Below are 23,179 nucleotides of genomic sequence, written 5' to 3' on the forward strand. Positions count from 1 at the left end.
AGCGAAGGCCACCCGGTTTCCGGGTGGCCTTTCTTCTTTGCTGGAATGCTGCCTACCAGGACCGCAATTGCTTGCGCCGTGTTCTGAAATGCAAAACGGCCGGCGAAACGCCGGCCGTTTGCAGTCTGCGGGTTGAGATCAGGGTGCGAGGCCGAGCAGTTTCTTGACCGCAGCCTCGACCTCGGGGGTCACTTCCTTGTTCGCCGCAGCCTCCAGGAGCGAAGTCTCCAGTGCGGGCTGATCCTCGATCTTCTGGGTCAACGCGTCGATTTCGGCGTCGACTGTTTCATAGGCGACGGCATTGTCGTACTCGGCCTGAAGATCGGCCTCCGCCGTTTCGGCGGCGGTCAAAGTGGCGCGGGCCTCGGCAAGCTCGGCGTTGATCGCGTCGACAGTGGCGGTATCGGCCGGATCTGTGTTGGCAAGCTGGGTTTCCAGATCCGTGACGGCGCCCGCTGCGGTGTCCGTCTCTTCCACCGCAAGATCGAGCTCGGTCTTGACCACGTCCGAGGCGCGGGTGGGTTCATCCAGTGCCGCCAGTTCGGCTTCCTTGACCGCAAGTTCCTCGGCCAGGGCCTCACCGGCCAGCACGGAATCGCGGTAGGCGGCGATCCGGCCGACGCGCGAATTCGGCGCGGCGTTCTTGAACGCGTTCTCGTTGGCATGGGCAGCGTTCAGCGCGCCCAGTTCGGACGGATGGACGCCCAGCTCTTCGGCAAGGTCCTTCTTCTTCGGCTTTGCCTTTGCCTTGGCCTTGGTCTTTTCCTTGGTCTTTTCCTTTGCCTTGGCGCTGTCGGACTTCTTCTTGTCCGCCTTGTCGGACTTGTTGCCCCGGTCGGACTTGTCGGACTTGCTGTTGCCACCCGACTTGTCCGAGTTGCCGCCGCCGTTTCCGTTGCCGCCGCCATTGCCGCCGCCGTTTCCGTTTCCGCCGCCGTTGCCGCCGCCGTTGTCATTGCCCGACTTTGCGAATGCCACATCGGGCATCGAGACCGCTGCGACGATGGCGACCGACCCCAGAAGAGCCACCGAAAGCGAGCACGCCTTCAGGAATTGCAGGGACGTCTTCTTCATCTCTTACCTCTATTCAATGGGAGCGACCTGCTGGGCAGAGTCGACCGGGCCGAACCCGAGTCGCAGGTCCATGAGACGACTAGACACCACCGGCGTTTAACTCGGAGAGAACCACCCATTCATTTTCAGTTCACGTCGAATCTGCTAGATCGGCGTCATGAAACTGGCCCGCACCATAGCTCTTGCGTCGCTCCTCGCCCTGGCGAGTCCCAGCCTTGCCGCCACAGTGCGCGAGCTGGACGCGGCAGAATTACGCCAGGCCGCGCGGTCGGGGGACCTGATCAGCCTCAAGCGGGTGATCGAATCCGTCGCGAAATCCACCGGTGGCGAGCCGATCGAAGCGCGCGCCTTCGCGGTCGAGGATGTGTTCTACCGGATCGTCCTGAAAAAGCCGGATGGCGCCGTGATCAGCGTCATCATCAATGCCCGCACGGGCGAGCAGGTCGGCAAGAACTCTGCCATCGGTCGCGACCTGGCCGCAGCTGCCGAGGGTGGCAAGGGCAAGGACAAGGACAAGGACAAGGCTGCCAAGAACAAGTCCGACAAAGCCAAGGGCGCAGGCTCGACGGGTGGCGGGTCGGGCGGCAACGGCGGCAACGGTGGCGGCAACGGCGGCGGTAACGGCGGCGGCGGTGGTAACGGCGGCGGCGGTGGTAACAGCGGCGGTGGCGGTGGTAACGGTGGCGGAAAGAACTGATCGTCGCCATAATTGTTGCCAGATTTGCCTGTAATCCCTGACCCATGAGAATTCTGCTGGCTGAAGACGAAGTGGTCCTCTGCGACCAGATCAAGCGCCTCCTCTCGGCCGAGGGGCGTATCGTCGACGTTGCCCATGACGGCCAGGAGGCCGGCTTTCTGGGATCGACCGAACCCTATGACATGATCATCCTCGATATCGGCCTGCCGATCCGGGACGGGATTTCGATCCTGAAGGAATGGCGCGGGACGGGAATCACGACGCCGGTTCTGATCCTGACGGCGCGGGATGGCTGGTCCGACCGGGTCGATGGCCTGGATGCCGGCGCGGACGATTACCTGACCAAGCCGTTCCATCTGCCGGAACTGGCGGCCCGTGTCCGCGCGGCGCTGCGGCGCAGCTCGGGGCGGACCAATCCGCTGTTTGAACGCGACGGCGTGGTGTTCGACACTCGCCACGGGCGGGCGACAGTGGAGGGCGTGCCCGTGGACCTGACCTCGCAGGAGGTCGCGGTGCTGACCTATCTGATCCACAACGCGGGGCGGCTGATCTCGCGCACCGAACTGTCCGAACATATCTACGAATATGACGGCGACCGCGATTCCAACACCATCGCAGTCTTCATAAACCGGCTGCGCAAGAAGCTGGGGCCCGAACTGATCCAGACCATGCGCGGCCGCGGATACATGATCGACGGCCCCTGATGCTGTCCTTGCGCAAACGGGCGTGGATCAGCGGCGGCATTGCGGCGCTGGTCTCGCTGACCTTAGGCACCCTGCTATTGTATTCCTTCCTGAACCAGCGCGTCCTTTTGCGCTTTGACCGGGCGCTGGTCGACCGCCACACGCAGATCGTGGTCGCGCTGAACTCGGTCTCGGAAGACCCGGGGCAGTTGGCTGAGCTTCTGTTCGATCCGGCCTATCAGACGCCGTTTTCCGGACGCTACTGGCAGGTCACCGGGCCGGACGGGCAGCTCTTCACCTCGGCCTCACTGCTGGACGCGACATTGCCGGGTCCGGTCGATGGGGGTCAGCTCGATGCCGGTTCGGCGCTGAACATCCTGTCCGTCGCCAACCCGGACGTCGAAGAGGTGCGGCTGGCCCAGCAGCTGATCACGCTGGAGGATGGCAGCACCTGGACAGTCGCCGTGGCCGAGACGCAGGCCGAACTGAACGCCGAACGGCTTGAGACGCGGCGCAGCCTGGTGGTGGCCTTCGCGCTGGTCGCGGTGATCGGCCTGGCCAGTGTGCTGGTGCAGACAGCCTCGATCGTGCGCCCGCTGGACCGCCTGCGCCGTGACGTCGCCCAACGCTGGGACAAGGACGAAGAACTGAGCGAGGCCGATTACCCAGAGGAAGTCGCCCCGCTGGTTGCCGACATCAACGGGCTTCTGGCCCGCAACCGCGAGATCATCAGCCGGTCGCGCCGGCAGGCGGCGGACCTTGCCCATGCCCTGAAGACGCCAAGCGCGATTCTGCGCAACGAACTCTCGGTCCTGGCCGAGGGCTCGCATGACATGGACAAGGCGCTGGAGGCACTGGACCGGGTGGATGCCCAGCTGAGCCGGTCATTGGCGCGGCTTCGGGCGGCGAATTCCGGCGAGGCGACGCAGACGCGGACCGACCTCAGCCATTCGCTGGGCCGGTTCAGCCGGATGTTCGGCATGATGGCCGAACGAGAGGGGAAAGGCTTCCGCATCGCCTGCGACCCCGGCCTGACGATCCGGATGGACGCGCAGGACGTCGAGGAAGTCCTGGGCAACCTTCTGGACAATGCGCTGAAATGGTGCCGGTCGGAAATGGCCCTGACCGCCCACAAAGTGCCGACGGGCATCGAGGTGCTGATCGAGGATGACGGCCCCGGCATCCCCGAGGCCGACCGGGTCGAGGCCATGCGGCCAGGCGCGCGGCTGGACACTTCGAAGCCGGGAACCGGACTTGGCCTGGCCATCGCAAGCGACCTCTTGCAGGCCTATGGGGCGACGCTGGCGCTGGAGGACAGCGCGCTGCTGGGGGGCCTGGCAGTGCGGATCACCTTGCCGCCCGATCGGGTCCGGGCGTCGAAAGAGCCGCCGAAGGCGTAAAGGGCGCGGGCCGTGTCCAGCGCGGCCAAAGTCTGACCCCCCATGCAGATCCATGGCTTCCTTGCGGAGGTCATGGTTGCGTTGCGCACTGCCTGAAGGGTCACTCCGGCGGCAGGATCAGGATCGCGCGGAAGTCGTTGACGTTGGTCAGCGTCGGGCCCGTGACAACCTGGGAGCCAACCTTGGCGAACCAGCTGTGGGCGTCGTTGCGGGCCAGCGCCTCGGCCGCGCCGGGGGTTTGCAGCGTCCGGGGTGAGACCAGCGCGCCTGCGACTTCGGCCGCCCCATCGACGCCGTCGGTGTCGCAGGCAAGGGCGTAAATCTGCGGGTGGCCGTTCAAGGCCAGGGCAAGCGCCAGGCAGAACTCGGCGTTCGGTCCCCCTACCCCGTCGCCGGTGCGGGTGACGGTCAGCTCACCGCCAGAAAGAAGGAGGACAGGCCGGTCCCCTGACTTGAGGCTGGCCGCGATGTCCCTGGCCATTGCGGCCTGGTCGCGGGCGACATCGCGCGCCTCACCCTCGATCCGGTCGCCAAGGGTGCGGACGTCGGCCAGCGGGGCTGCGAGGTCGGCGGCGGCGGCAAGCGACTGGGCGGGGGCGGCATAGATCACGTTTTCGGTGCGCGACAACCGCGGGTCGCCCGGCGGAACGACGCCAGAATGATCGAGGACCGCGCGGGCTGACGGTGGGACCGGGATCGCCCAGCGGTCGAGGATCGCACGCACGTCGTCGGGGGTGGTGGCGTCGCCCACGGTGGGGCCCGAGCCGATGAACGCAGGATCGTCGCCGGGCACGTCCGAGATCATCAGCGCTAGCAGTCTGGCCGGGTAGGAGGCGGCCGAAAGCTGGCCGCCTTTGACTTGGGACAGGTGCTTTCGGACTGTGTTCATCGCCACGATGGGCGCGCCCGAGGCAAGAAGCGCCGCGTTCACCTGCTGCTTTTCGGCCAGAGTCATGCCCTGCGCGGGGCCACAAAGCAGCGCCGACGCCCCGCCAGAGACCAGGGCCAGGACGAAGTCATCTTCGGTGAGGCCGTCCAGAAGCTGCAGGATGCGCTGGGTCGCATCGACCCCGGCCTGATCGGGAACCGGATGGGCGGCCTCGATGATCTCGATGCCCTGGCAGGGACGCCCGTAGCCGTAGCGGGTGATGACAAGGCCGTCGCAGGGACCCCAGGCAGCCTCGACCGCTTCGGCCATGCGGGCGGAGGCTTTGCCCGCGCCGATGACAAGGACGCGGCCCTTGGGTTTTTCCGGCAGGAACCCGGCCAGCGAGCGCATCGGGTCGGCGACCTCGACGGCGCGGTCGAAGAGGCTGCGAAGAAAGCGGGCGGGGTCCGGAATATTCGACTTTGGGATCATCAAAGGCTCGACGCGCGGGGGATCAACGTGACCGGTGTAACGGTTTCCGGCGGCGGGCGATGGTCGTTTTCCAACCAGTTCAGCACGGTTTCCGCCATCTGTCGCCCGAACCCGGCGATGTCGCAGCGCACCGAAGACAGCGCGGGATAGACCTGGGCGCAGTCCTCGATGTCGTCGAAGCCGACGATCTTCAGACTTTGGCCGATGGCGCGGCCAAGTTCGGTGCAGCCGGTCAGGAGGCCAAGCGCGGTGAGGTCGTTGAAGCACAGGACGGCGTCAACGGTGGGGTGCTCTTCGGCCAGACGGAGGGCGACCTCACGCCCGAAGGCGCGGCCGGGGCGGCCGGGAAGGTGGAGGGGCGTGAGGCCGCTTGCGGCCAGGGTGGCAAGGTAGCCGGACATCCGAAGTTGCGTCACGGCGCGGCCTTCGAACCCACCGACGAAGGCGATGCGCCGTGCGCCCTGGGCGATCAGGTGTTCCGTGGCAAGGCGGCTGCCAGTCGGGTAATCCGGGGCGGCGAAAGGGAAGCGGTCACTGGGCACGACCTGGCGCAGCACCTGCAGTGTGGGCACATTGGCGCGGGCGATGGCGTCGAAGGCGGCCTCGTCGCCGTAGGCGGGGGAGACGATCAGCGCCGCGACCCCGTGTTCCAGCATCGCGCCGACGACCTGGGCCTGCAGCTTGGGGTCTTCGTCGGTGTTGGCCAGAACGGTCGCATAGCCCCGGGCCGAGAGCGCCATCTGCAGCGATGTGGCGAATTCGGTGAAGAACGGGTTTCTCAGATCGTTGATGACGACGCCGATCAGCCCGGCATTGGACGAGCGCAGGTTGGCGGCAGCGCGGTTGTAGACATAGCCCAGCTGGGCCATTGCGCGGCGGACCTCGTCGCGGGTTTCCGCTTTCACCAGCGGGCTTTGCTGCAGGACCAGGCTGACGGTCGACTTGGAGACGCCAGCCAGCGTCGCCACGTCGATGATCGTCGGCCGTTTGTCCATCAGTCCTGGTCGATCCCGTGGAGGGCGAGGAGCGTCTTCATCCGCGCTTCTGCCAGATCGGGGCGGGAAAGCAAGCCTGCTTGGTCCGCCAGGCGGAAGACCTGGGCGTAGTGGGTGATGTCTCGGCTGGATTGAAAACCCGCGGGCATGATGAAGTGGGTCTGGTGGCCGTTCAGCCAGCTGAGGAAGGCGATGCCGGCTTTGTAGAAGCGGGTGGGCGCGCGAAAGATCTCGCGGCTGAGAGGGACAGTGGGGGCGAGGAGGCGGTGGTAGGTCTGATGGTCGCCTTCGGCCAGGGCTTCGAGAGCCTGCGATGCCGCCGGGGCGATGGCGGCGAAGATGCCGAGAAGCGCGTGGGAGTGGCGGGTGCCGTCGCCCTCGATCAGGGGGGCGTAATTGAAGTCGTCGCCGGTGTAGAGGCGGACCCCGGCGGGAAGACGGGCGCGGAACTGTTCTTCGTGCGCCTGGTCGAGGAGGGAGATCTTGATGCCATCAACCTTCGCAGGGTTCTCGGCGATGAGCGACAGGACGAAGTCGGAGGCGCGGGCGACGTCCAGGCTGCCCCAATAGCCGGCAAGCGCCGGGTCGAACATGTCGCCCAGCCAATGCAGGATGACCGGGTCCTTCGCGCCGTCGAGGAGGCGGCGGTAGACCTGGTGGTAGGTGTCTTCCGTGGCGTTCATCGCCGGGAAGGCGCGGGAGGCCATCACGATCAACTGTCCGCCTGCGGCCTCGATCGCCTCGGCCTGGGTGGTGTAGGCTGCCAGGATGGCGTCGGGGGTGGTGAGGTCGCTGAGAGGCATGTGGTCGGTCCCTGCCCCGCAGGCGACGCGGGGCCGCATCGGGTGGGCCTTTGCTGCACGCAGGGTGCGCTGGATGAGGTCGAGGGCGGTGGGCCAGTCCACGCCCATGCCGCGTTGGGCGGTGTCCATCGCTTCGGCGAGGTGGAGGCCCTGGTCCCAGAGCTGTTGGCGGAAGTTCAGCGTGGCGTCCCAGTCGACAGCGGGGCGGGTATCCCAGGGGGATCGTTCGCGCAGGGGGTCGGAGACGATGTGGGCGGCGGCGAAGGCGGTTCTGGTCAGCGGTGTGCGGGGGGCGCGGGGCGTGAGCGGTGTGCCGGTAAGGCGGAAGGGCTCCAGGCGGGCGTCGGCGGTGGGGAGGGTCAGCATGTGAGGGCCTTCCGGGCGGTTTTCAGATTGAGCGCTGACGCGCAAGGCTTTTGTCTCGTCGTCGGGCTTCGCCTCCTCCTCGGAGTTGGGGGCGCTTCGCCCCCCAAACCCCCCGAGGATATATGGGCCAATGTGAAAGGCATTGGGGGCGAGGTGGTCATGCGGCGGTGCCTGCGACGGGCAGATCGAAGACGAGGATGCCGTCGATCCCGCCTTCGGCTGCGGCGACAAGGGCGGCGCCAACGCGTTTGTGGTCGGGGTGGGCTTGGTAGGCGGCGAGTGCCTGCCAGTTGCTGAAGTCGACGGTGAAGCCATGCATGTAGCCGCGTTCGATTTTCTCGGGGCTTTCGCTGCGGCCGGAGTGGATGGCAACGATGCCGGGGAGGCTCAGGGCGTGAAGGTCGGCGAAGATCGACGCGATGTGGGCTTCGGAGACCTCGGGGCGGGCTTTGAGAAGGACGATGTGGCGGATCATTTCGCGGCTTCCTTGATGAGATCGGCGGCTTTTTCGGCGATCATGATGGTGGCGGCGTTGGTGTTCGAGGAGACGACGGTGGGCATGACCGAGGCGTCGACGATGCGGAGGTTTTCGATGCCGTTGAACCTTAGCTGCGGGTCGACGACGGCCTCCATGTCCGCGCCCATGCGGCAGGTGCCGGCGGGGTGGTGGTCGGTCTTGGCGTTCCTGACGGCGTAGTTGAAGTAGTCTTCGTCGGTCTTGATGTCGGGTCCGGGGAGGCGTTCGGCGAGGACGAAGGGTTTCAGCGCTGGTTGGCGCATGATTTCCTGCGCGAGTTTGAGGCCTTTGATCGACATCTCGCGGTCGTAGGGGTCTTCCCAGTAGTTCGGGTCGATCAGCGGGGCGGCGTTCGGGTCTGCGCTGGCGAGCCTGACGGTGCCCCGGCTGCGGGGCCTCAGGAAGGCGGAGTTGAGCGTGACGCCGCCCTGGGGCATGGCGGCGACGCCAGCCTCGATCCCCGAGCCGAGGCCGAGGTGGAACTGGATGTCGGGGCTGCGGGCGGAGGGGTCGGCGTACCAGAAGCCCCCCGTCTCGAAGAGGGAGGAGGCGACGGGACCCTTGCGGGTCAGGAGGTATTGGAGGCCCGCCAGCGCCGACCAGTGCGGTTTGGCGTAGCGGTCGTAGGTGTGCGGGCCGGTGCATTCGGCGATGACGAAGAGGTCGAGGTGGTCTTGCAGGTTCGCGCCCACCTGCGGGCGGTCGAGGACGACAGGAATGCCGAGGCGTTGGAGGTCGTCGGCGGGGCCGATGCCGGAGAGTTGGAGAAGGCGGGGGGAACCGATGGCGCCGGAGGAGAGGATGACCTCGGTGCTGGCGCGGTGGGTGGCCTCGGTCGTCTGGACGCCGACCGCCCTGCCCTTTTCAACGACGATCCGCAGGACCTGCTGGCCGGTCTTCACGGTCAGGTTTGGGCGATTGAGTGCAGGTTTCAGGAAGGCGGTTGATGTGGAGGAGCGGCGGTACCAGCGTTGGGTCAGCTGGTAGTAGCCGAGGCCGTCCTGGGTCTCGCCGGTGAAGTCGCGGTTGCGCGGTATGCCGATCTCGGCCCCGGCGGCGAAGAAGGCCTCGCAGATCGGCAGGGGCGCGCGGGGCTGGCTGACTCCGAGGGGGCCGTCTTTCCCGTGAAAGCGGTTTTCAAAGCTGTCGTTGTGTTCGGACTTGCGGAAGTAGGGCAGCACATCGTCATACCCCCAGCCCGCGCAGCCCATCTGGCGCCAGTCGTCGTAGTCCTGGGCGTTGCCGCGGGTGTAAAGCTGGGCATTGATCGAGGAACCGCCGCCGATCACCTTGGCCTGAGTATAGCGGATCTGCATGCCGCGCATATGGCGCTGCGGGACGGTCTGCCAGCCCCAGCTTCCGATGCCCTTGGTCATTTTCGCGAAACCGGCGGGCAGGTGGTAGAACGGGTGGCGGTCGCGGCCTCCGGCTTCGAGGAGGAGGACCTTTGCGACGGGGTTTTCCGACAGGCGGGCGGCAAGGACGCAGCCAGCGCTGCCGCCACCGATGATGATGTAGTCGTAGCCTTCGGTCATCTTACAGTCTTTCGATGGAGAGCCCGCCATCGACGGGGATCACCGCGCCGATGGCGAAGGCCATCTGGCCGGTGACGAGGGGGATCACGGCCTGGCCGATGTCGGAGGGTTGGCCCCAGCGGCCTGCGGGGACAAGGCCTTGGGCGATGCGGGCGTCGTACTTGTCTTTGACGGCTGCTGTCATGCCGGTCTCGATAATGCCGGGACGCAGTTCGAAGACGCCGATGCCGTGCGGGGCGAGGCGCAGGGCGAGGGTCTGGGCGGCCATCGCGGCGGCGGCCTTGGAGATGCAGTAGTCGGCGCGTTCCGGGCTGGCCATCCGGGCCGAGACGGAGGTGACGAAGGTGATGGACCGGTAGTGCGGGCTGGTCGTGGCCAGCATGCGATGGGCGATCTGCTGGGCCAGAAAGAAGGCGCCGCGCAGGTTGATGCCCATGATCCAGTCGAAGTTTTCCGGCGTGACGTCCAGCATGTCGCCCCGGACCTTTGCCGCAACTCCGGCGTTCTGGATCAGGGCGTCGAGGGGTCCCTGAAGGGCTTCGATCTGGTCCAGAAGTGCCGGGATGGCGGCGACATTCGAAAGGTCGTGCTGGTAGTAGCGCGCCTGTGGGAGGGTTTGCAGAGCGGTCCGGACGGCAGGGTCCTCGGGCGCGGAGCGGGAGGCGATGGCGAGGCGGAAGCCTTGTTTCGCAAGGGCTTCCGCGATGCCGAGGCCGATGCCTTGCTGGCCTCCGGTGACAAGGGCGAGGGGGGTCATGTGTGGGCCTTGGCGATGTGGTCCCCTGCACGAAGCGCAAGGGCGGCGATGGTGAGCGAGGGGTTCACGGCGGCGGAGGTCGGCAGAACCGAGGCGTCGACGATGTAGAGGTTGTCGAGGTCGTGGGCTTTCAGATTGGGGTCCACGACAGACGCGCCTGGGTCCGCGCCCATGCGGTTGGTGCCGCATTGGTGGCTGGGTTTGGATTTGGGGAAGCCTCGTGAGAGGGTGATGGGCCAACCCGCTTTCCTCATTGCCTGCTTGAGACGCTGGACAAGGAGGTCGTGGGCTTTGGTGTTGGTCTTGCGCCAGTCCAGGACAACTTCGCCGTTGCGCCACAGGACGCGGGAATTTGGGTCGGGCAGGTCCTCGGACATGGCCATGATGTGAATCGAGTGGTCCGCGATGTGGTGGGAAAGCCAGAGGGGAAGGCCCGCCTCGCCCGCAAGGATCGGGCCGGTGATGCGGCCGAGCATCTGGATGTTGCCGAGTGGTTCTCCCCGTGGGCCGCCGGTCAGGTAGAAGTCGTTGATCTGGATGGTTTTCTCGTAAGTGGTGCGGTTCCGGCGGAAGGGGTTGTAGGCCACCATTCCGGTGAGGTTGTGGTTCATGAAGTTGCGGCCGACCTGGTCGGAGCGGTTGGCAAGCCCGGTGGGGTGGTGGTCGTTGGCGCTGGCGAGGAGGAGGGCGGAGGAGAGGATTGCTCCGGCCGCGAGGACGACAAGGGGGGCGGTGAGGGTTTCGCGGGTGCCGAAGCGTTCAACCTCGACGCCAGTGATGCGGCGGGCGTCGGAGAGGAGGCGGGTGACTTTGGTGTTGGTTTGCAGGGTGACGTTGGGGTGTTTCAGCGCTTCGGCCAAGGCGCAGCTTTCGGCGTCGGATTTGGCCCCGGTGGTGCAGGGGAAGGCGTCCCAGCCGGTGCGGGCGCGCTTGAGCCAGGCGTCGATGTCCACGCCTAGCGGGAGGGCGGAGACGTGGAGGCCTTGGGCTTGGAACGCTGCGCGGAGGCGTTGGATGTCGGGCTCGTCGGGGACGGGGGGGAAGTGATAGGGGGCGGAGTGCGGGGGCTCAGACGGGTCGTTCGCGACGTCGCCCCGGACGCGGTACAGGGTTTCGGCCTGGGAGTACCAGGGTTCGAGGTCTTCGTAAGCGAAGGGCCAGCCGGGGGTTGTGCCTTCGATGTGGCGAAGGGGAGCGAAATCCTCGGCCCGGTAGCGAAGGAGGACGGCGCCGTAGAACTTGGTGTTGCCGCCGACATAGGCGTAGTTGCCGGGGTGGAGGGGCTCGCCGGTGATGTCGCGCCAGGTCTCGTTCGGCTTGAAATGGCCGCGCTGGAAGATGGCGGCGGGGTCGCGGGCCTCGGGCGAGTCGCGCAGGTAATCGCCGCGTTCCAGGATCAGGATGCGGCGGCCCGTGGGCGCAAGGGCGGCGGCAAGCGTCGCGCCCCCCATGCCGGAGCCGATGATGATGACGTCTGCTTGCATTCAGGGGGTGATCCGTTCCTCGGTTGTCGGATCGAAGGCTACGGCCTTTTCCATGTTGACCGCAAAGTCGAAAACTTGGCCCGCAGCGACATTCGCGTCGGCGCGCATCCGGGCGATGGTGTCGCGGCCCGACAGGGTCATGGTGACGAAGGTGTCAGCCCCGGCGGGTTCGATGACGGTGACGCGGTTCTTCAGCGCGACGATGTTGCCGGACTTGCGGTCGGCGCCTTCGGGGTCGGTGATCGCCTCGGGGCGGATGCCGAGGAGGATGGGTTTACCTTCCCACTGGGCAAGGTTGGGTTGGGAGAAGCGAAGGAGGCGGGGCGTGCCGTCGGCGTCGGTGATGGCGGCGTGGGGGTGGCCGTTTTCGATGACGACGGTCGCGGGGACGATGTTCATCGCGGGGCTGCCCATGAAGGTCGCGACGAAAAGGTTCGACGGGGTGTCGTAGATCTCCTTGGGCGTGCCAAGTTGCTGGACGTGGCCCTTGTTCATCACCGCGATGCGGGTGGAGAGGGTCAAGGCCTCGATCTGGTCGTGCGTGACGTAGACGATGGTGGTGCGCAGCTTCTGGTGCAGCTTCTTGATCTCGGTCCGCATGTCGACGCGGAGTTTTGCGTCTAGGTTGGAGAGGGGTTCGTCGAAAAGGAACACGTCGGGGTTGCGGACCAGCGCCCGGCCCATCGCGACCCGCTGGCGCTGGCCACCGGAGAGCTGGCCGGGCTTGCGGTCCAGGAGCGTCTCGATTTGGAGGAGCTTCGCCACGTCGGCGAGGGCGCGGTCACGTTCGGGCTTCGGGACGCCGTGCATTTCAAGGCCGAAGGTCATGTTCTGGCCGACGGTCATGTTGGGATACAAAGCGTAGGATTGGAACACCATCGCGATGTTGCGCTTCGAGGGGTGGACGCCGTTGACGACCCGGCCCTTGATGGCGATCTCCCCGCCCGTGATGCCTTCCAGCCCCGCGATCATGTTGAGAAGCGTGGATTTCCCGCAGCCCGAGGGGCCGACGAGGACCAGGAACTCGCCCTCCTCGACCGCGATGTCGATGCGGTGCAGGACTTCGACCTGCCCGTAGGATTTGGTGACGTTGCGGATGTCGAGAAAGCCCATTTTGGTCCTCATGTTTTGGTGGCCCCATCCCACGGGAGGGAGGGATGGGGCCGGTTGCCTTACCGGGCCGCCGCGATGGCGTCGGCAAGGGCGGTTGCGGCCTCTTCGGGGGTCTGGTCCGAGTTGAAGAAGGCGGTGATGGCGTCGGTTGCGGCGCCCACGACGGCGGCGTTGGCGGCGTGGGTTCCGGCGAAGGTCGGGAGGGCGGTGCCTGCGGCGTCGTTGGCCTTGAGGGCGACGGAGGTGGCCTGGGCGCAGGCGTCCATCGCGGACAGGTCGATGTCGGTGCGGGCCGGGATCGCGCCCTTGGCCTGGTTGAAGGCGATCTGGACGGCGGGGTCCATGATGGCCGAGGCGAGGACCTCCTGGCCCTTGATCAGGTCGGGGTCGGTTTGGGTGAAAAGCGAGAGCGAGTTGACGAGGTAGACGAAGGCGTCTCCCTTGGCCTTGGGGACCGGGATACAGGCGTAATCGTCACCCGGCTTCTTGCCCGCGTTGGTGAATTCGCCCTTGGCCCAGTCGCCCATGATCTGCATCGCGGCCTCGCCGTTGATGACCATCGAGGAGGCAAGGTTCCAGTCGCGCCCGGCGGCGTTCGGGTCGACCATGCCGCGCAGGGCGGCCATTTCGGTGAAGACGGCGACCATTTCGGGGCCGCGCAGGGTGGCGTCGTCGAGGTCGATCAGGGCTTTGCGGTAGAAGTCCGCGCCCCCTACCCCGGCGGCGACGGCTTCGAACATGTAGGCTTCCTGCCAGGCCTGCCCGCCGTGGGCGAGCGGGATGATCCCGGCCTCCACGAACTTCGGGGCAAGGGCGTTCAGTTCCTCCCAGGTGGTCGGATAGGCCGCGCCGATCTTGTCGAAGGCGGCCTTGGAGGCCCAGATCATGTCGGTCCGGTGGACGTTGGTCGGGACGCTGACGTAGTGGCCGTCGATCTTGGTCCAGTCCTTGACCGCCTGCGGCAGGGCGGCGTCCCAGCCTTGGGCTTCGGCCAGGGCGTCGACGTTGCCCAGCATCCCTTCGGCGGCCCAATCGGTGATCGTCTGGCCCAGCATCAACATGGCGGCGGGCGGGTTGCCCGAGGCGATGCGGGCCTGCAGCGCGGTTTTGGCCTGATCGCCTCCGCCGCCAGCGACGGGCGCGTCGGTCCAGGTGACGCCCTCGGCCACGACCTTGTCGCGGACAGCGCCCAGCGCGGCAGCCTCCCCGCCTGAGGTCCAGAAGTGCATGACCTCGACCGAGGGGTCGGCGAGGGCCGGGCTGGCAGTGGCCAGCATCAGTGCGGTGATGGACAAGGCTCTCATATGCAGTAATCCTTCCTGATGTTCGCCCTTGTTGGTCGTGAAAGCGGGCTTGGGTTGAACAAGGACCGTCGGGCGATTGCCGTCGCCCGGCGGTCGGCCTTACCCCTTCACTGACCCCGCCATCAGCCCGCGCACGAAGTAGCGGCCTGCGACGATGTAGACGAAGAGGGTGGGAAGGGCGGCAAGGATCGCGCCCGCGAAGTGGACGTTGTATTCCTTCACGCCGGTCGAGGATTGGACGAGGTTGTTCAGCGCCACGGTCATCGGCTGGCTGGTGCCTCCGAAGCTGACGCCGAAGAGGAAGTCGTTCCAGATGTTGGTGAATTGCCAGATGACGGAGACAACGGCGATGGGGCCGCTGACGGGCAAAAGGATGCGCCAGAAGATGCGGAAGAACCCTGCCCCGTCGATCATCGCGGCGCGGACAAGCTCGGTGGGGAAGCTGGCGTAGTAGTTGCGGAAATAGAGCGTGGTGAAGCCGATCCCGTAGACGACGTGGACGAGGATCAGGCCGGGGACGGTGCCTGCCAGCCCCAGTTTGCCCAAGACCACCGCCATCGGGATCAGGACGATCTGGAACGGGATGAAGCAGGAAAACAGCATCAGCCCGAAGACCCATGTGTCGCCGCGAAAGCGCCACTTGGTCAGGACGTAGCCGTTCAGCGCTCCGATGATGGTGGAGATCGCAACGGCGGGGACGACCATCAGGATGGAGTTGATGAAATAGGGTTTCAGGCCGGTGGGTTCGACGCCGATCTGCGCGGTGGACCATGCGCTGCGCCAGGGGTCCAGGGTCCATTGCGACGGCAGCGCCATCATGTTGCCGCCGGTGATCTCGGCCAGGGGTTTGAGGGAGTTCACGCCCATGACGTAGAGGGGGAGAAGGTAGAAGAGCGCGAAGAGGATTAGGACCAGATAGACAAAGGCCCGGGTGACTCGGCCGGTCGAGACAGCGGTGTCTTGCGTGACAGCGGACATCACTTCTTCTCCTTCAGCTCGGCGTAAAGGTAGGGGACCATGATCGCGGCGATGGTCATCAGCATGATCACGGCGGAGGAGGCGCCGATGCCCATCTGGTTCCTCGTGAAGGTGTAGGAATACATGAAGGTTGCGGGCATTTCGGTCGCACGGCCGGGACCGCCTCCGGTCAGCGCGATGACAAGGTCGTAGGACTTGATCGCGAGGTGGGAGAGGATGACGAAGGCGCTCAGGAACGCGGGGCGGAGAAGCGGGATGACGATGCGGCGGTAAAGCTGCCAGTTCGACGCGCCATCGATCTGCGCGGCCTTCAGGATCTCGTTGTCGATGCCGCGGAGACCCGCCAGGAACATCGCCATCACGAAGCCCGAGGTTTGCCAGACTGCGGCGATGACGATGGTGTAAAGCGCCATCTCGCCGTCCTTGATCCAGGTGAAGGAGAACGACTCCCACCCCCATTGGTGCATGATGCGTTCAAGGCCGATGCCGGGGTCGAGGAACCACTTCCAGGCGGTGCCGGTGACGATGAAGGAGAGGGCCATCGGGTAAAGGTAGATCGGGCGCAGCATGCCCTCGCCCCGGATCTTCTGGTCGAGGAAGATCGCCAGCATCAGGCCGATCAGGGTGCAGATGGTGATGTAGAGGGTGGCGAAGATCGCGATGTTGGTGATCGCGGTGGACCAGGCGGGAAGGGCGAAGAGCTTGTGGTAATTCTCGAAGCCGACCCAGGTGAACTTGGGCAGCATCTTCGAGCCGGTGAACGAGAGGACCACGGTGAAGAGGATGAAGCCGTAGACGAAGAGGAGCGTCACGGCGAAAGAGGGGGCGAGGACGAGCTTCGGCAGCCAGTCCTGCAGCGTGGTGCGGAAATCGGCCTTGGTGGCCATGGGTCCCTCCCGTGGGTTCTGGGGGCCAAAATCCTTGAGTAAGGATTTTGACAAATTCCTTGCTTAAGGAATTTGGGTCGGGGGGCAGATGGTCCACCCCCCTTCCAGGCGGTTACTGCGCGGCGGCGACGGCTTCGGCCAGCGCGGCTGCGGCTGCGGCGCCATCGGCGTATTCACCGTTGAAGGCCGCGGTGATCACGTCATAGGTCGCGTTCTTCACCGCGGCTGGAGCTGCGTGCCCATGCGCCATCGAGCCAAAAAGCGTGCCTGCAGTCGAGGCCTCGGCAAGGTCGGCCATGCCCTTTTTGCCGCAATCGTCGAAGGCCTCGTTCGACACATCCGTCCGCGCCGGGACCGAGCCCTTCACCACGTTGAACGCCGACTGGAACACCGGGTCCATGATCGCCTTGGCCATCGCGACCTGGGCTTCCTGAGCCGCCGGGTCCGCCTGATTGAACATTGCGAACTGGTCGGAGTTGAAGGTCACCGACCCTTGGGTGCCGGGGAAGCGGATGCAGACGAAGTCGGTGCCGGGAACTTTGCCGGCCTTCAGGAACTCACCCTTGGCCCAGTCGCCCATCATCTGCATGCCCGCTTCGCCGTTGATCACCATGGCCGAGGCGAGGTTCCAGTCGCGGCCCGAGAAGTTGTCATCGACGTAAGAGCGCAGCTTGATCAGGTGGTCGAAGGCCATCGCCATCTCCGGCCCGCCCAGGGCGGCGGGGTCAAGGTCGATGAAGGCCTTCTGGTAAAGGTCGCCGCCCATGCCCAGGACGATCCCGTCGAAGACGGTGGCTTCCTGCCAGGGCTGGCCGCCGTGGGCCAGCGGGGTGATCCCGGCCTCTTTCATCTTGTCGAGGACGGCCACCAGCTCGTCCCAGGTCTTCGGCTCGCCAAGGCCAGTGGCGTCAAGCGCGGCCTTGTTGATCCAGACCCAGTTCGTCGAGTGCACGTTGACCGGGGCCGCGACCCACTTGCCGTCCGCGGTCGAGAACTTCTGCAGGGCGGCGGGGACGACCTTGTCCCAACCCTCGGCCTGTGCGGTGGCGGTCAGGTCGGCGAGGGCACCCTCACCAGCCCAGTCGAGGATGTCGAAGCCCAGCATCTGCACGGCGGTAGGCGCATCGCCTGCCGTGACGCGGGCGCGAAGGGCGGTCATCGCGGCCTCGCCACCGCCGCCTGCGACGGGCATGTCGACCCAGCCGGTTCCGGCTTTGCCAAGGTTGTCCTTGAGGACGTTGAGGGCAGCGGCTTCACCGCCGGAGGTCCACCAGTGCAGGACTTCGACGTCCTCGGCAAAGGTGACGCCAGTGGTCATCACAAGGGCCGCGGCTGCGGTCAGGGTTCTTCCGAAAAGGCGCATGGTTTCCTCCCGTATTGCGCTTCGTTTCCCGCCGTTCAGCGGGGTCTTACCCAAGGTGCCCGCGTGCGGCCGATCCGCATGACGAGCGACTTGATTTCCATGAATTCATCCAGGCCCTGGCGGCCGATCTCGCGCCCCAGGCCCGATTGCTTGACGCCGCCGAAGGTGACTTCGGGGAAGCCGTCCATCCAGGTGTTGGTCCAGACCGTGCCCGCCTGTGCGGCGCGGGCGAAGGTCAGGCAGGTATGGATATTCTCGCTCCACACGCCAGCCGACAGGCCGTAGTCAGCGTCGTTGACGAGGTGCAGGGCCTCTTCGAGGGTGCGGAAGGTGAGGACGGTCAGCACCGGGCCGAAGACCTCTTCCCGGGCGATGGCCATGTCGGGGGTGACGTTGGTCACGATGGTCGGCTCGTAGAATTGCGGCGTGAGGCCGGGGACGTCCAAGGGCTTGCCGCCCAATGCGACCGTGGCCCCAGCCTTGACTGCGGCGGTGACATAGGCGTCGATCTTGGCGCCATGCTCGCGGCTGACGATGGCACCGACCTGAGTGGCGGGGTCGAGGGGGTCGCCGAAAGCGACTTGGCGGGAGAGCGCGACGACTCGGGCGGTGAAGGCTTCGGCGATGTCCTCGTGGACGATGATCCGGCTGCCAGAATTGCAGCACTGACCGACGTTGAAGTACACGCCGAAGGTGACGGCATCGGCGGCGGCCTCAAGGTCGGCGTCGGGGAAGATCACCTGCGGGTTCTTGCCGCCAAGTTCGAGGGCGACTTTCTTCAGGGTGGTGCTTGCGGCGGCGGCGATGCCCCGGCCAACGGCGGTGGAGCCTGTGAAGGTGACCATGTCGACCTTCGGGTGGCTGGCGAGGGTCGCGCCGACGGGTTGGCCGTAGCCGAGGACGATGTTCACTACGCCATTGGGGAGGCCCGCTTCTTGCAGGAGTTCGCCGAGGATGACGGTGGTCGACGGGGTTAGTTCCGATGGTTTGACGACGCAGGTGCAGCCAGCGGCCAGCGCGAAGGGGAGCTTCTGGGACAGGATCCAGAAGGGGAAGTTCCAGGGCGTGATGATGCTGACGACGCCGATGGGTTCCTTCAGGACCACGGCGAGCATGTCGGACCCAAGCGAGTTGTGGCTGTCGCCGTGCAGCGTCCGGGCCAGCGACGCGGCATAGCGCCAGAGGTCGGCGGCCCCGCTGATCTCACCGCGCGATTGGGTGATCGGTTTGCCGGATTCCAGGGTTTCCAGCAGGGCCATGCGGTCTGTGTTGGCCTCGATCAGGTCGGCGACTTTCAGAAGGACGGCGGCGCGGGCTTTGCCGGAGAGTTGGCTCCAGCGCCCGTCATCGAAGGCTTTGCGGGCAGCGGCGATGGCGGCCTCGGCGTCTTGGATCGTTCCAATTTCCGAACGTGAAACGACGGTGCCGTGGGAAGGGGAGAGGCGCTCCGACCAGGAGACCCCGTCCCGGGCTTGACCCGGGACCTCGTGGGTTGCGGTGGAGGTCCCGGGGCGAGCCCGGGACGGGGTAAACTCCCCATCGATGAGGTGCAGGTTCTGCCGAACTTCGGGAAGCGTCGCGTTCGTGGCGGGGATCACGGTCAGGTCCAACATTCAGGTCCCCGGGAATTCTGGTTTGCGTTTCTGTTGGAAGGCGGCGACGCCCTCCTCGCGGTCTTCGCTGGCGGCGATGGCGGCAGAGCCGAGGGCCTCGATCAGGGCGGCCTGGTCCTCGCCCCTGCCGGCGTGGATCATCGCCTTGGTGATTTCCGTGGCGCGGGGGGAGAGGGTGGCGGCTTTTTCGGCGATGGCTTGGGCGGCGGCGCGGGGGTCTTCGGCGATTTCGGCGACGAAGCCGCACTGGAGAAGGCGGTCGGCGGGGATACGGCGGCCGAAGAGGGCCATTTCCTTGAGGATGCCTTCCGGGATGAGGCGCGCGAGACGTTGGCTGCCGGACCAGCCGGGGACGATGCCAACGCCAGCCTCGGGCAGGGCGATGGTGGCTTTCGGGGTGATCACTCGGATATCGCAGGCGGCAGCGAGTTCGAGGCCGCCGCCGAAGGCATGGCCGTTCAGGGCGGCAATGGTGGGTTTGGAGAGGCGCGCGAGGCGGTCGAAGATGCGGTGGCCGCCGCGCACCCAAGAGCGGGCGAAGTCGGCGGGGGACAGGCCGCCCCAGGCGTTGATGTCGGCGCCGGAGCAGAAGGCTTTCTCGCCCTCGCCGGTGAGGATCACGGCGCGGAGGGCGGGGTCGGCTTCGACTGTTTCCAGATGGCTGGCGAGTTGGGCCAGCATGTCCACGGTGAAGCAGTTGAGCTTGGCCGGGTTGTCGAGGGTCAGGGTGGCGACGGGACCTGCGATGTGAAGGCGGACGGTCATGGTTGCCACCCCATCGGGCCTTCCGTCAGGAGCGACAGCGGCATGGTGGTGGCGTTCTCGGCGATGGTGACGCGGCCTTGGGAGGCCGCGATGATGTCGCGGGCGGGGTCGATGCCGGGCATGATCTCGGTGGCAATCAAGCCCCGGTCGGTGGATCGGATCACGCAGCGTTCGGTGATGTAGAGGACCTCTTGCCCCGTGGCGCGGGCGCGGGAGCCGGAGAAGGTGACGTGTTCGACGCGGTCGACCATCTTGCAGAACTTGCCGGGGGTGGTGACGGTCAGGCCGGTGGGCGAGAGGGCGACCCCTGCCCCGGCCTCGAACCAACCCGAGAAGACGATCTTGCCGGCGTGGGCGGTGATGTCGACGAAGCCGCCACAGCCTGCGGTGAGGTATGGCTTCTTGCCGAGTTTGGAGACGTTGACGTTGCCGTCGGTGTCGATCTCCATGAAGGACAGAAACGACATGTCGAAGCCGCCGCCCTGGAAGTAGATGAATTGCTGCGGTGAGGGCATGTAGCCCCAGGCGTTCGAGGCGCAGCCGAAGGCGAAGCCGGTCAGGGGCATGCCGCCCACGGCACCCTGTTCGATGGCCCAGGTGACGGCCTCGGGGTGGCCTTCTTCGAGGAGGATGCGGGGGACCATCGCGCTGATGCCGAAGCCGAGGTTTGCCGTCATCCCGCCGCGAAGCTCCATCGCGGCGCGGCGGGCGATGACTTTTTCGATGCCCTGCTCGGCGAGGGTGAAGGACGACCACGGGCGCATGATCTGGCCCGAGATGGCGGGGTCGTAGGGCGTCTCGGTGGTCTGGCGCTGGTCGGGGTCGAGGACGATCAGGTCGACCAGATGGCCGGGGACGCGCACGTCGTGGGGGCGGAGGCTGCCTTTGGCGGTGAGACGCGAGACCTGGGCGATGACGAGTCCCCGGTTGTTCCGGGCAGCGATGGCCTGCTCCAGCCCGCCCAGATAGGCGCCCTCGTGTTCGTAGGTAAGGTTGCCGTTCTCGTCCGCCGTCGTCGCGCGCAGGATGCAGACATCGGGCTGGATGTTGGGGAAGTGGAGCCAGGTCTCGCTGCCGAACTCCACCCGGCGCACGATGGGCGCGGCGGCCCCCCGCGCGTTCATCGCGCAGCCCTCGCGGATCGGGTCGGCGAAGGTGTCCATCCCGACCTTGGTCAAGACGCCCGGACGGCGTGCCGCAGCCTCGCGGTGCATGTCGAAAAGGATGCCCGAGGGGACGTTGTAGGCGGCAACGCGGTCCTCGACGATCATCCGCCAAATTTCCGGCATCGGCAGGTTCGACGAGCCCGAGGGGTAGGACCCCGCCAGCACCCGCGCGAGAAGTCCGTCCTGCGCGATCCAGTCCATCCCCTTGACGCCGTACATGTCGCCCGCCGCGATGGGATGCAGGGTGGTGATCGCGCGCGGGTGGCCTTCGCTGCGGAAGCGGTCACCCAGGGCCTTCAGGACCAGGTCGGGGCAGCCGAGGGCCGAGGAGGACGAGACGGTGACGACCGCCCCATCGCCGATGCGGGCGACGGCTTCGGCGGGGGTAACAAGCTTGGTCATGCGGGCACCTTCACGAGCTGGCGTTGGCCGGTGCGCGCAGCTTCGCGCACGGCCAGCGCCACGGCAAGCGAGGCAATTCCGTCCTCGCCGGACGCTGCCGGGGCGCCCTGCCCCGCAACGGCGGCCAGAAAATCGGCAACTCCCTGGGCATAAAGGTTGTGCGTGGAGTAGGGCACCACTTCGCGGCCCGCTGCCGTCACCAGCTCGATCTCGCCAACCGGTTGTTGGGTCATCACGCCCCGCGCAAATATCGAGCCCTTGTCCCCGTGCACCTCAAGCCCCGACCCCGCGAAGGGGTGGGTAAAGCTTTCGTGGCTTTGCACCATCGCGCCCGAGGGCATCGTCCAGATCGACATCGCCGAGTCCTCGACCCCCTGCCCCATGCCGCTGGTGCCCATCTGGGCCACCACGGCCACCGGGTCCTCGCCCAACAGGAAGCGCGCGACGTCGGCGTCGTGGACCGTGATGTCCGGGATCACCCCGCCACCGGCAGAGGCGTCGTTGATCCGCCAGCCCTGCAGGTTCGGCGGAAGGTGGACGGCGTGGAACAGGCGCAGCGACAGCACGCGGCCGATGCGGCCCCCCCGGATCAGGTCACGGATCGCCCGGTGGCTGCCCGAGCAACGCAGATGGTGGTTGGTGGCAAAGACCACGCCCGCCACATGGGCCGCCCGGATCATCCCGGCCGCCTCGGCCACCGTCAACGCCAGGGGCTTTTCGCACAGGACATGCTTGCCAGCCGCTATGGCTGCCAGCGCCTGCGCGTGATGCTTTTCGTTGGTCGACGAGATGTAGACCGCGCCGATCGACGCATCGTCCAGAATCAGCGCAAGTTGATCACCTGCGGCGGGAATGGCGTGGCTGGCGGCAAAGTCATCTGCCCTGGCGCGGGTGGTGCTGACCACGGCCGCAATCTTGCCCCCGGTGGCGCGGATGGCTCCGATCATGTGCTGCGCGGCAATGGTGCTTGCCCCGACCAACCCCCAGCGCATGATTCCCTCCCCTTATTTGGATCGTTCCAAACATGTACTGGAACGATCCAAGACACGTCAAGCAACTTTTTCGGACCCCTGACATTCGTCGTGGGCACAGCTATGCTTTGCCAGCACCCTTCAGAAAGCCTTCGTCATGCCCGCACCTGCCAACCGTCTGAAACACCGTCTTGCGGCCGGAGAGACCCTTTATGGCTGCTGGCTTGGCATGGCTGATCCCTATGCCGCCGAGATGGCCGCGACCTGCGGTTTCGACTGGCTTTTGATCGACGGGGAACATGCGCCGAACGACCTGCGCTCGACGATGGCGCAGCTTGCGGTGATTGAGCCTTCGTCCAGCCTGCCCGTCGTGCGGCTGCGCGATGATGATCCGGCGCGGATCAAGCAGGCGCTGGACGCGGGCGCGCAGAGCCTGCTGATCCCGATGATCGAAAGCGCCGATCAGGCACGGCGCGCGCTGGCCGCGACCCGCTATCCGCCGCAGGGCATCCGCGGGGTCGGGTCGTCGCTGGCTCGCGCGTCGCGGTTTTCCGCGGTGCCGGACTATCTGGCCACGGCCAACGCCCAGATCTGCCTCCTCTTGCAGATCGAAAGCCGGGCGGGGTTGGCGGCGCTGGACGAGATCCTGGCCATTTCGGGCATCGACTGCGTCTTCATCGGCCCCGCCGACCTTGCCGCCGACATGGGGCATCTGGGCAATGCGGCCCACCCCGAAGTGCGCGCCGCTGTGATGGACGCGCTGGCCCGCATCGCCGCATCGGGCAAGGCGGCCGGAGTCCTGTCGACCGAAGACGACTTCCTTGCGGACTGCAAGGCCGCAGGGGCGCGGTTCGTCGGGGTCGGGATCGACGTGCTGGCCTATGTCGATGCGCTGCGGGCACGGGCGCGGCAATTCGTGGGCCGGTGACGCTCATCGTGCCCCGGC

21 protein-coding genes are annotated in these 23,179 nt (G+C 66.4%); 4 read left to right on the forward strand and 17 right to left on the reverse strand.

Features of this window, described 5'->3' with window-relative positions:
* Positions 1 to 138: 138 nt before the first annotated feature.
* The gene (locus U1E69_RS06505; protein ID WP_322243541.1) at positions 139 to 1,074 is read right to left on the reverse strand and encodes a hypothetical protein; all 936 of its coding nucleotides are present in this window, start codon (positions 1,072 to 1,074) and stop codon (positions 139 to 141) included.
* 157 nt (positions 1,075 to 1,231) lie between these two features.
* On the opposite strand from U1E69_RS06505, the gene U1E69_RS06510 reads away from it, so the two are divergent.
* Genes U1E69_RS06510 through U1E69_RS06520 form a run of 3 tightly spaced genes read left to right on the forward strand, consistent with a single transcriptional unit; the run spans position 1,232 to position 3,854 of the window.
* Entirely contained in the window at positions 1,232 to 1,771 is a 540-nt protein-coding gene (locus U1E69_RS06510; protein WP_322243542.1) for a hypothetical protein, read from the forward strand.
* A gap of 44 nt (positions 1,772 to 1,815) precedes the next feature.
* The gene (locus U1E69_RS06515) at positions 1,816 to 2,475 is read left to right on the forward strand and encodes a response regulator transcription factor (RefSeq protein WP_322243543.1); all 660 of its coding nucleotides are present in this window, start codon (positions 1,816 to 1,818) and stop codon (positions 2,473 to 2,475) included.
* On the forward strand, positions 2,475 to 3,854 hold the full coding sequence (locus tag U1E69_RS06520; RefSeq protein ID WP_322243544.1) for a HAMP domain-containing sensor histidine kinase: 1,380 nt from the start codon (positions 2,475 to 2,477) through the stop codon (positions 3,852 to 3,854). The genes U1E69_RS06515 and U1E69_RS06520 overlap by 1 nt, the downstream gene beginning before the upstream one ends.
* Positions 3,855 to 3,954: 100 nt before the next feature.
* Here U1E69_RS06520 and U1E69_RS06525 read toward each other — a convergent pair whose 3' ends face one another.
* The 16 genes from U1E69_RS06525 to U1E69_RS06600 all read right to left on the reverse strand — a co-directional run bounded on the left by U1E69_RS06525 (position 3,955) and on the right by U1E69_RS06600 (position 22,254).
* Positions 3,955 to 5,214 (reverse strand): glycerate kinase, encoded by a 1,260-nt coding sequence (locus U1E69_RS06525; protein WP_322243545.1) that lies wholly within the window; start codon positions 5,212 to 5,214, stop codon positions 3,955 to 3,957.
* On the reverse strand, positions 5,214 to 6,209 hold the full coding sequence (locus tag U1E69_RS06530; protein ID WP_322243546.1) for a LacI family DNA-binding transcriptional regulator: 996 nt from the start codon (positions 6,207 to 6,209) through the stop codon (positions 5,214 to 5,216). The genes U1E69_RS06525 and U1E69_RS06530 overlap by 1 nt, the downstream gene beginning before the upstream one ends.
* The gene (locus U1E69_RS06535; protein ID WP_322243547.1) at positions 6,209 to 7,378 is read right to left on the reverse strand and encodes a dihydrodipicolinate synthase family protein; all 1,170 of its coding nucleotides are present in this window, start codon (positions 7,376 to 7,378) and stop codon (positions 6,209 to 6,211) included. Before U1E69_RS06535 ends, U1E69_RS06530 begins: the two co-directional genes overlap by 1 nt.
* Positions 7,379 to 7,535: 157 nt before the next feature.
* Positions 7,536 to 7,853: a Dabb family protein gene (locus U1E69_RS06540; protein ID WP_322243548.1), complete on the reverse strand. Its 318-nt coding sequence runs from the start codon at positions 7,851 to 7,853 to the stop codon at positions 7,536 to 7,538.
* On the reverse strand, positions 7,850 to 9,430 hold the full coding sequence (locus tag U1E69_RS06545) for a GMC family oxidoreductase (RefSeq protein ID WP_322243549.1): 1,581 nt from the start codon (positions 9,428 to 9,430) through the stop codon (positions 7,850 to 7,852). Before U1E69_RS06545 ends, U1E69_RS06540 begins: the two co-directional genes overlap by 4 nt.
* A 1-nt stretch (position 9,431) precedes the next feature.
* The gene (locus U1E69_RS06550) at positions 9,432 to 10,187 is read right to left on the reverse strand and encodes a 3-ketoacyl-ACP reductase (protein ID WP_322243550.1); all 756 of its coding nucleotides are present in this window, start codon (positions 10,185 to 10,187) and stop codon (positions 9,432 to 9,434) included.
* Positions 10,184 to 11,671: a GMC family oxidoreductase gene (locus U1E69_RS06555; RefSeq protein WP_322243551.1), complete on the reverse strand. Its 1,488-nt coding sequence runs from the start codon at positions 11,669 to 11,671 to the stop codon at positions 10,184 to 10,186. The genes U1E69_RS06550 and U1E69_RS06555 overlap by 4 nt, the downstream gene beginning before the upstream one ends.
* On the reverse strand, positions 11,672 to 12,784 hold the full coding sequence (locus U1E69_RS06560) for a sn-glycerol-3-phosphate ABC transporter ATP-binding protein UgpC (protein WP_322243552.1): 1,113 nt from the start codon (positions 12,782 to 12,784) through the stop codon (positions 11,672 to 11,674).
* A 59-nt stretch (positions 12,785 to 12,843) separates the two neighbouring features.
* Positions 12,844 to 14,088, reverse strand: coding sequence for an ABC transporter substrate-binding protein (locus tag U1E69_RS06565; RefSeq protein ID WP_322243553.1), 1,245 nt, complete (start codon positions 14,086 to 14,088; stop codon positions 12,844 to 12,846).
* Between the two features lie 99 nt (positions 14,089 to 14,187).
* Positions 14,188 to 15,066, reverse strand: a complete 879-nt coding sequence (locus U1E69_RS06570; protein ID WP_322243554.1) for a carbohydrate ABC transporter permease — start codon at positions 15,064 to 15,066, stop codon at positions 14,188 to 14,190.
* Positions 15,066 to 15,953, reverse strand: a complete 888-nt coding sequence (locus tag U1E69_RS06575; protein WP_322243555.1) for a sugar ABC transporter permease — start codon at positions 15,951 to 15,953, stop codon at positions 15,066 to 15,068. The genes U1E69_RS06570 and U1E69_RS06575 overlap by 1 nt, the downstream gene beginning before the upstream one ends.
* Before the next feature lie 112 nt (positions 15,954 to 16,065).
* Positions 16,066 to 17,316: an ABC transporter substrate-binding protein gene (locus U1E69_RS06580; protein ID WP_416200260.1), complete on the reverse strand. Its 1,251-nt coding sequence runs from the start codon at positions 17,314 to 17,316 to the stop codon at positions 16,066 to 16,068.
* A gap of 35 nt (positions 17,317 to 17,351) precedes the next feature.
* Positions 17,352 to 18,929: an aldehyde dehydrogenase family protein gene (locus tag U1E69_RS06585; RefSeq protein ID WP_322243556.1), complete on the reverse strand. Its 1,578-nt coding sequence runs from the start codon at positions 18,927 to 18,929 to the stop codon at positions 17,352 to 17,354.
* Complete coding sequence (locus tag U1E69_RS06590; RefSeq protein WP_322243557.1) at positions 18,930 to 19,694, reverse strand: enoyl-CoA hydratase/isomerase family protein; 765 nt, start codon at positions 19,692 to 19,694, stop codon at positions 18,930 to 18,932.
* Positions 19,691 to 21,262: an acyl CoA:acetate/3-ketoacid CoA transferase gene (locus U1E69_RS06595; RefSeq protein ID WP_322243558.1), complete on the reverse strand. Its 1,572-nt coding sequence runs from the start codon at positions 21,260 to 21,262 to the stop codon at positions 19,691 to 19,693. The genes U1E69_RS06590 and U1E69_RS06595 overlap by 4 nt, the downstream gene beginning before the upstream one ends.
* Positions 21,259 to 22,254 carry a Gfo/Idh/MocA family oxidoreductase gene (locus tag U1E69_RS06600; RefSeq protein WP_322243559.1) on the reverse strand — a complete coding sequence of 332 codons (996 nt, stop codon included), beginning with the start codon at positions 22,252 to 22,254 and terminating at the stop codon, positions 21,259 to 21,261. The genes U1E69_RS06595 and U1E69_RS06600 overlap by 4 nt, the downstream gene beginning before the upstream one ends.
* Before the next feature lie 136 nt (positions 22,255 to 22,390).
* Here U1E69_RS06600 and U1E69_RS06605 point away from each other — a divergent pair, with 136 nt between their 5' ends.
* Positions 22,391 to 23,161: an HpcH/HpaI aldolase/citrate lyase family protein gene (locus tag U1E69_RS06605; protein WP_322243560.1), complete on the forward strand. Its 771-nt coding sequence runs from the start codon at positions 22,391 to 22,393 to the stop codon at positions 23,159 to 23,161.
* Positions 23,162 to 23,179 lie beyond the last annotated feature (18 nt).

The organism is Tabrizicola sp. (genome assembly GCF_034366665.1).
Lineage (GTDB): Bacteria > Pseudomonadota > Alphaproteobacteria > Rhodobacterales > Rhodobacteraceae > Tabrizicola.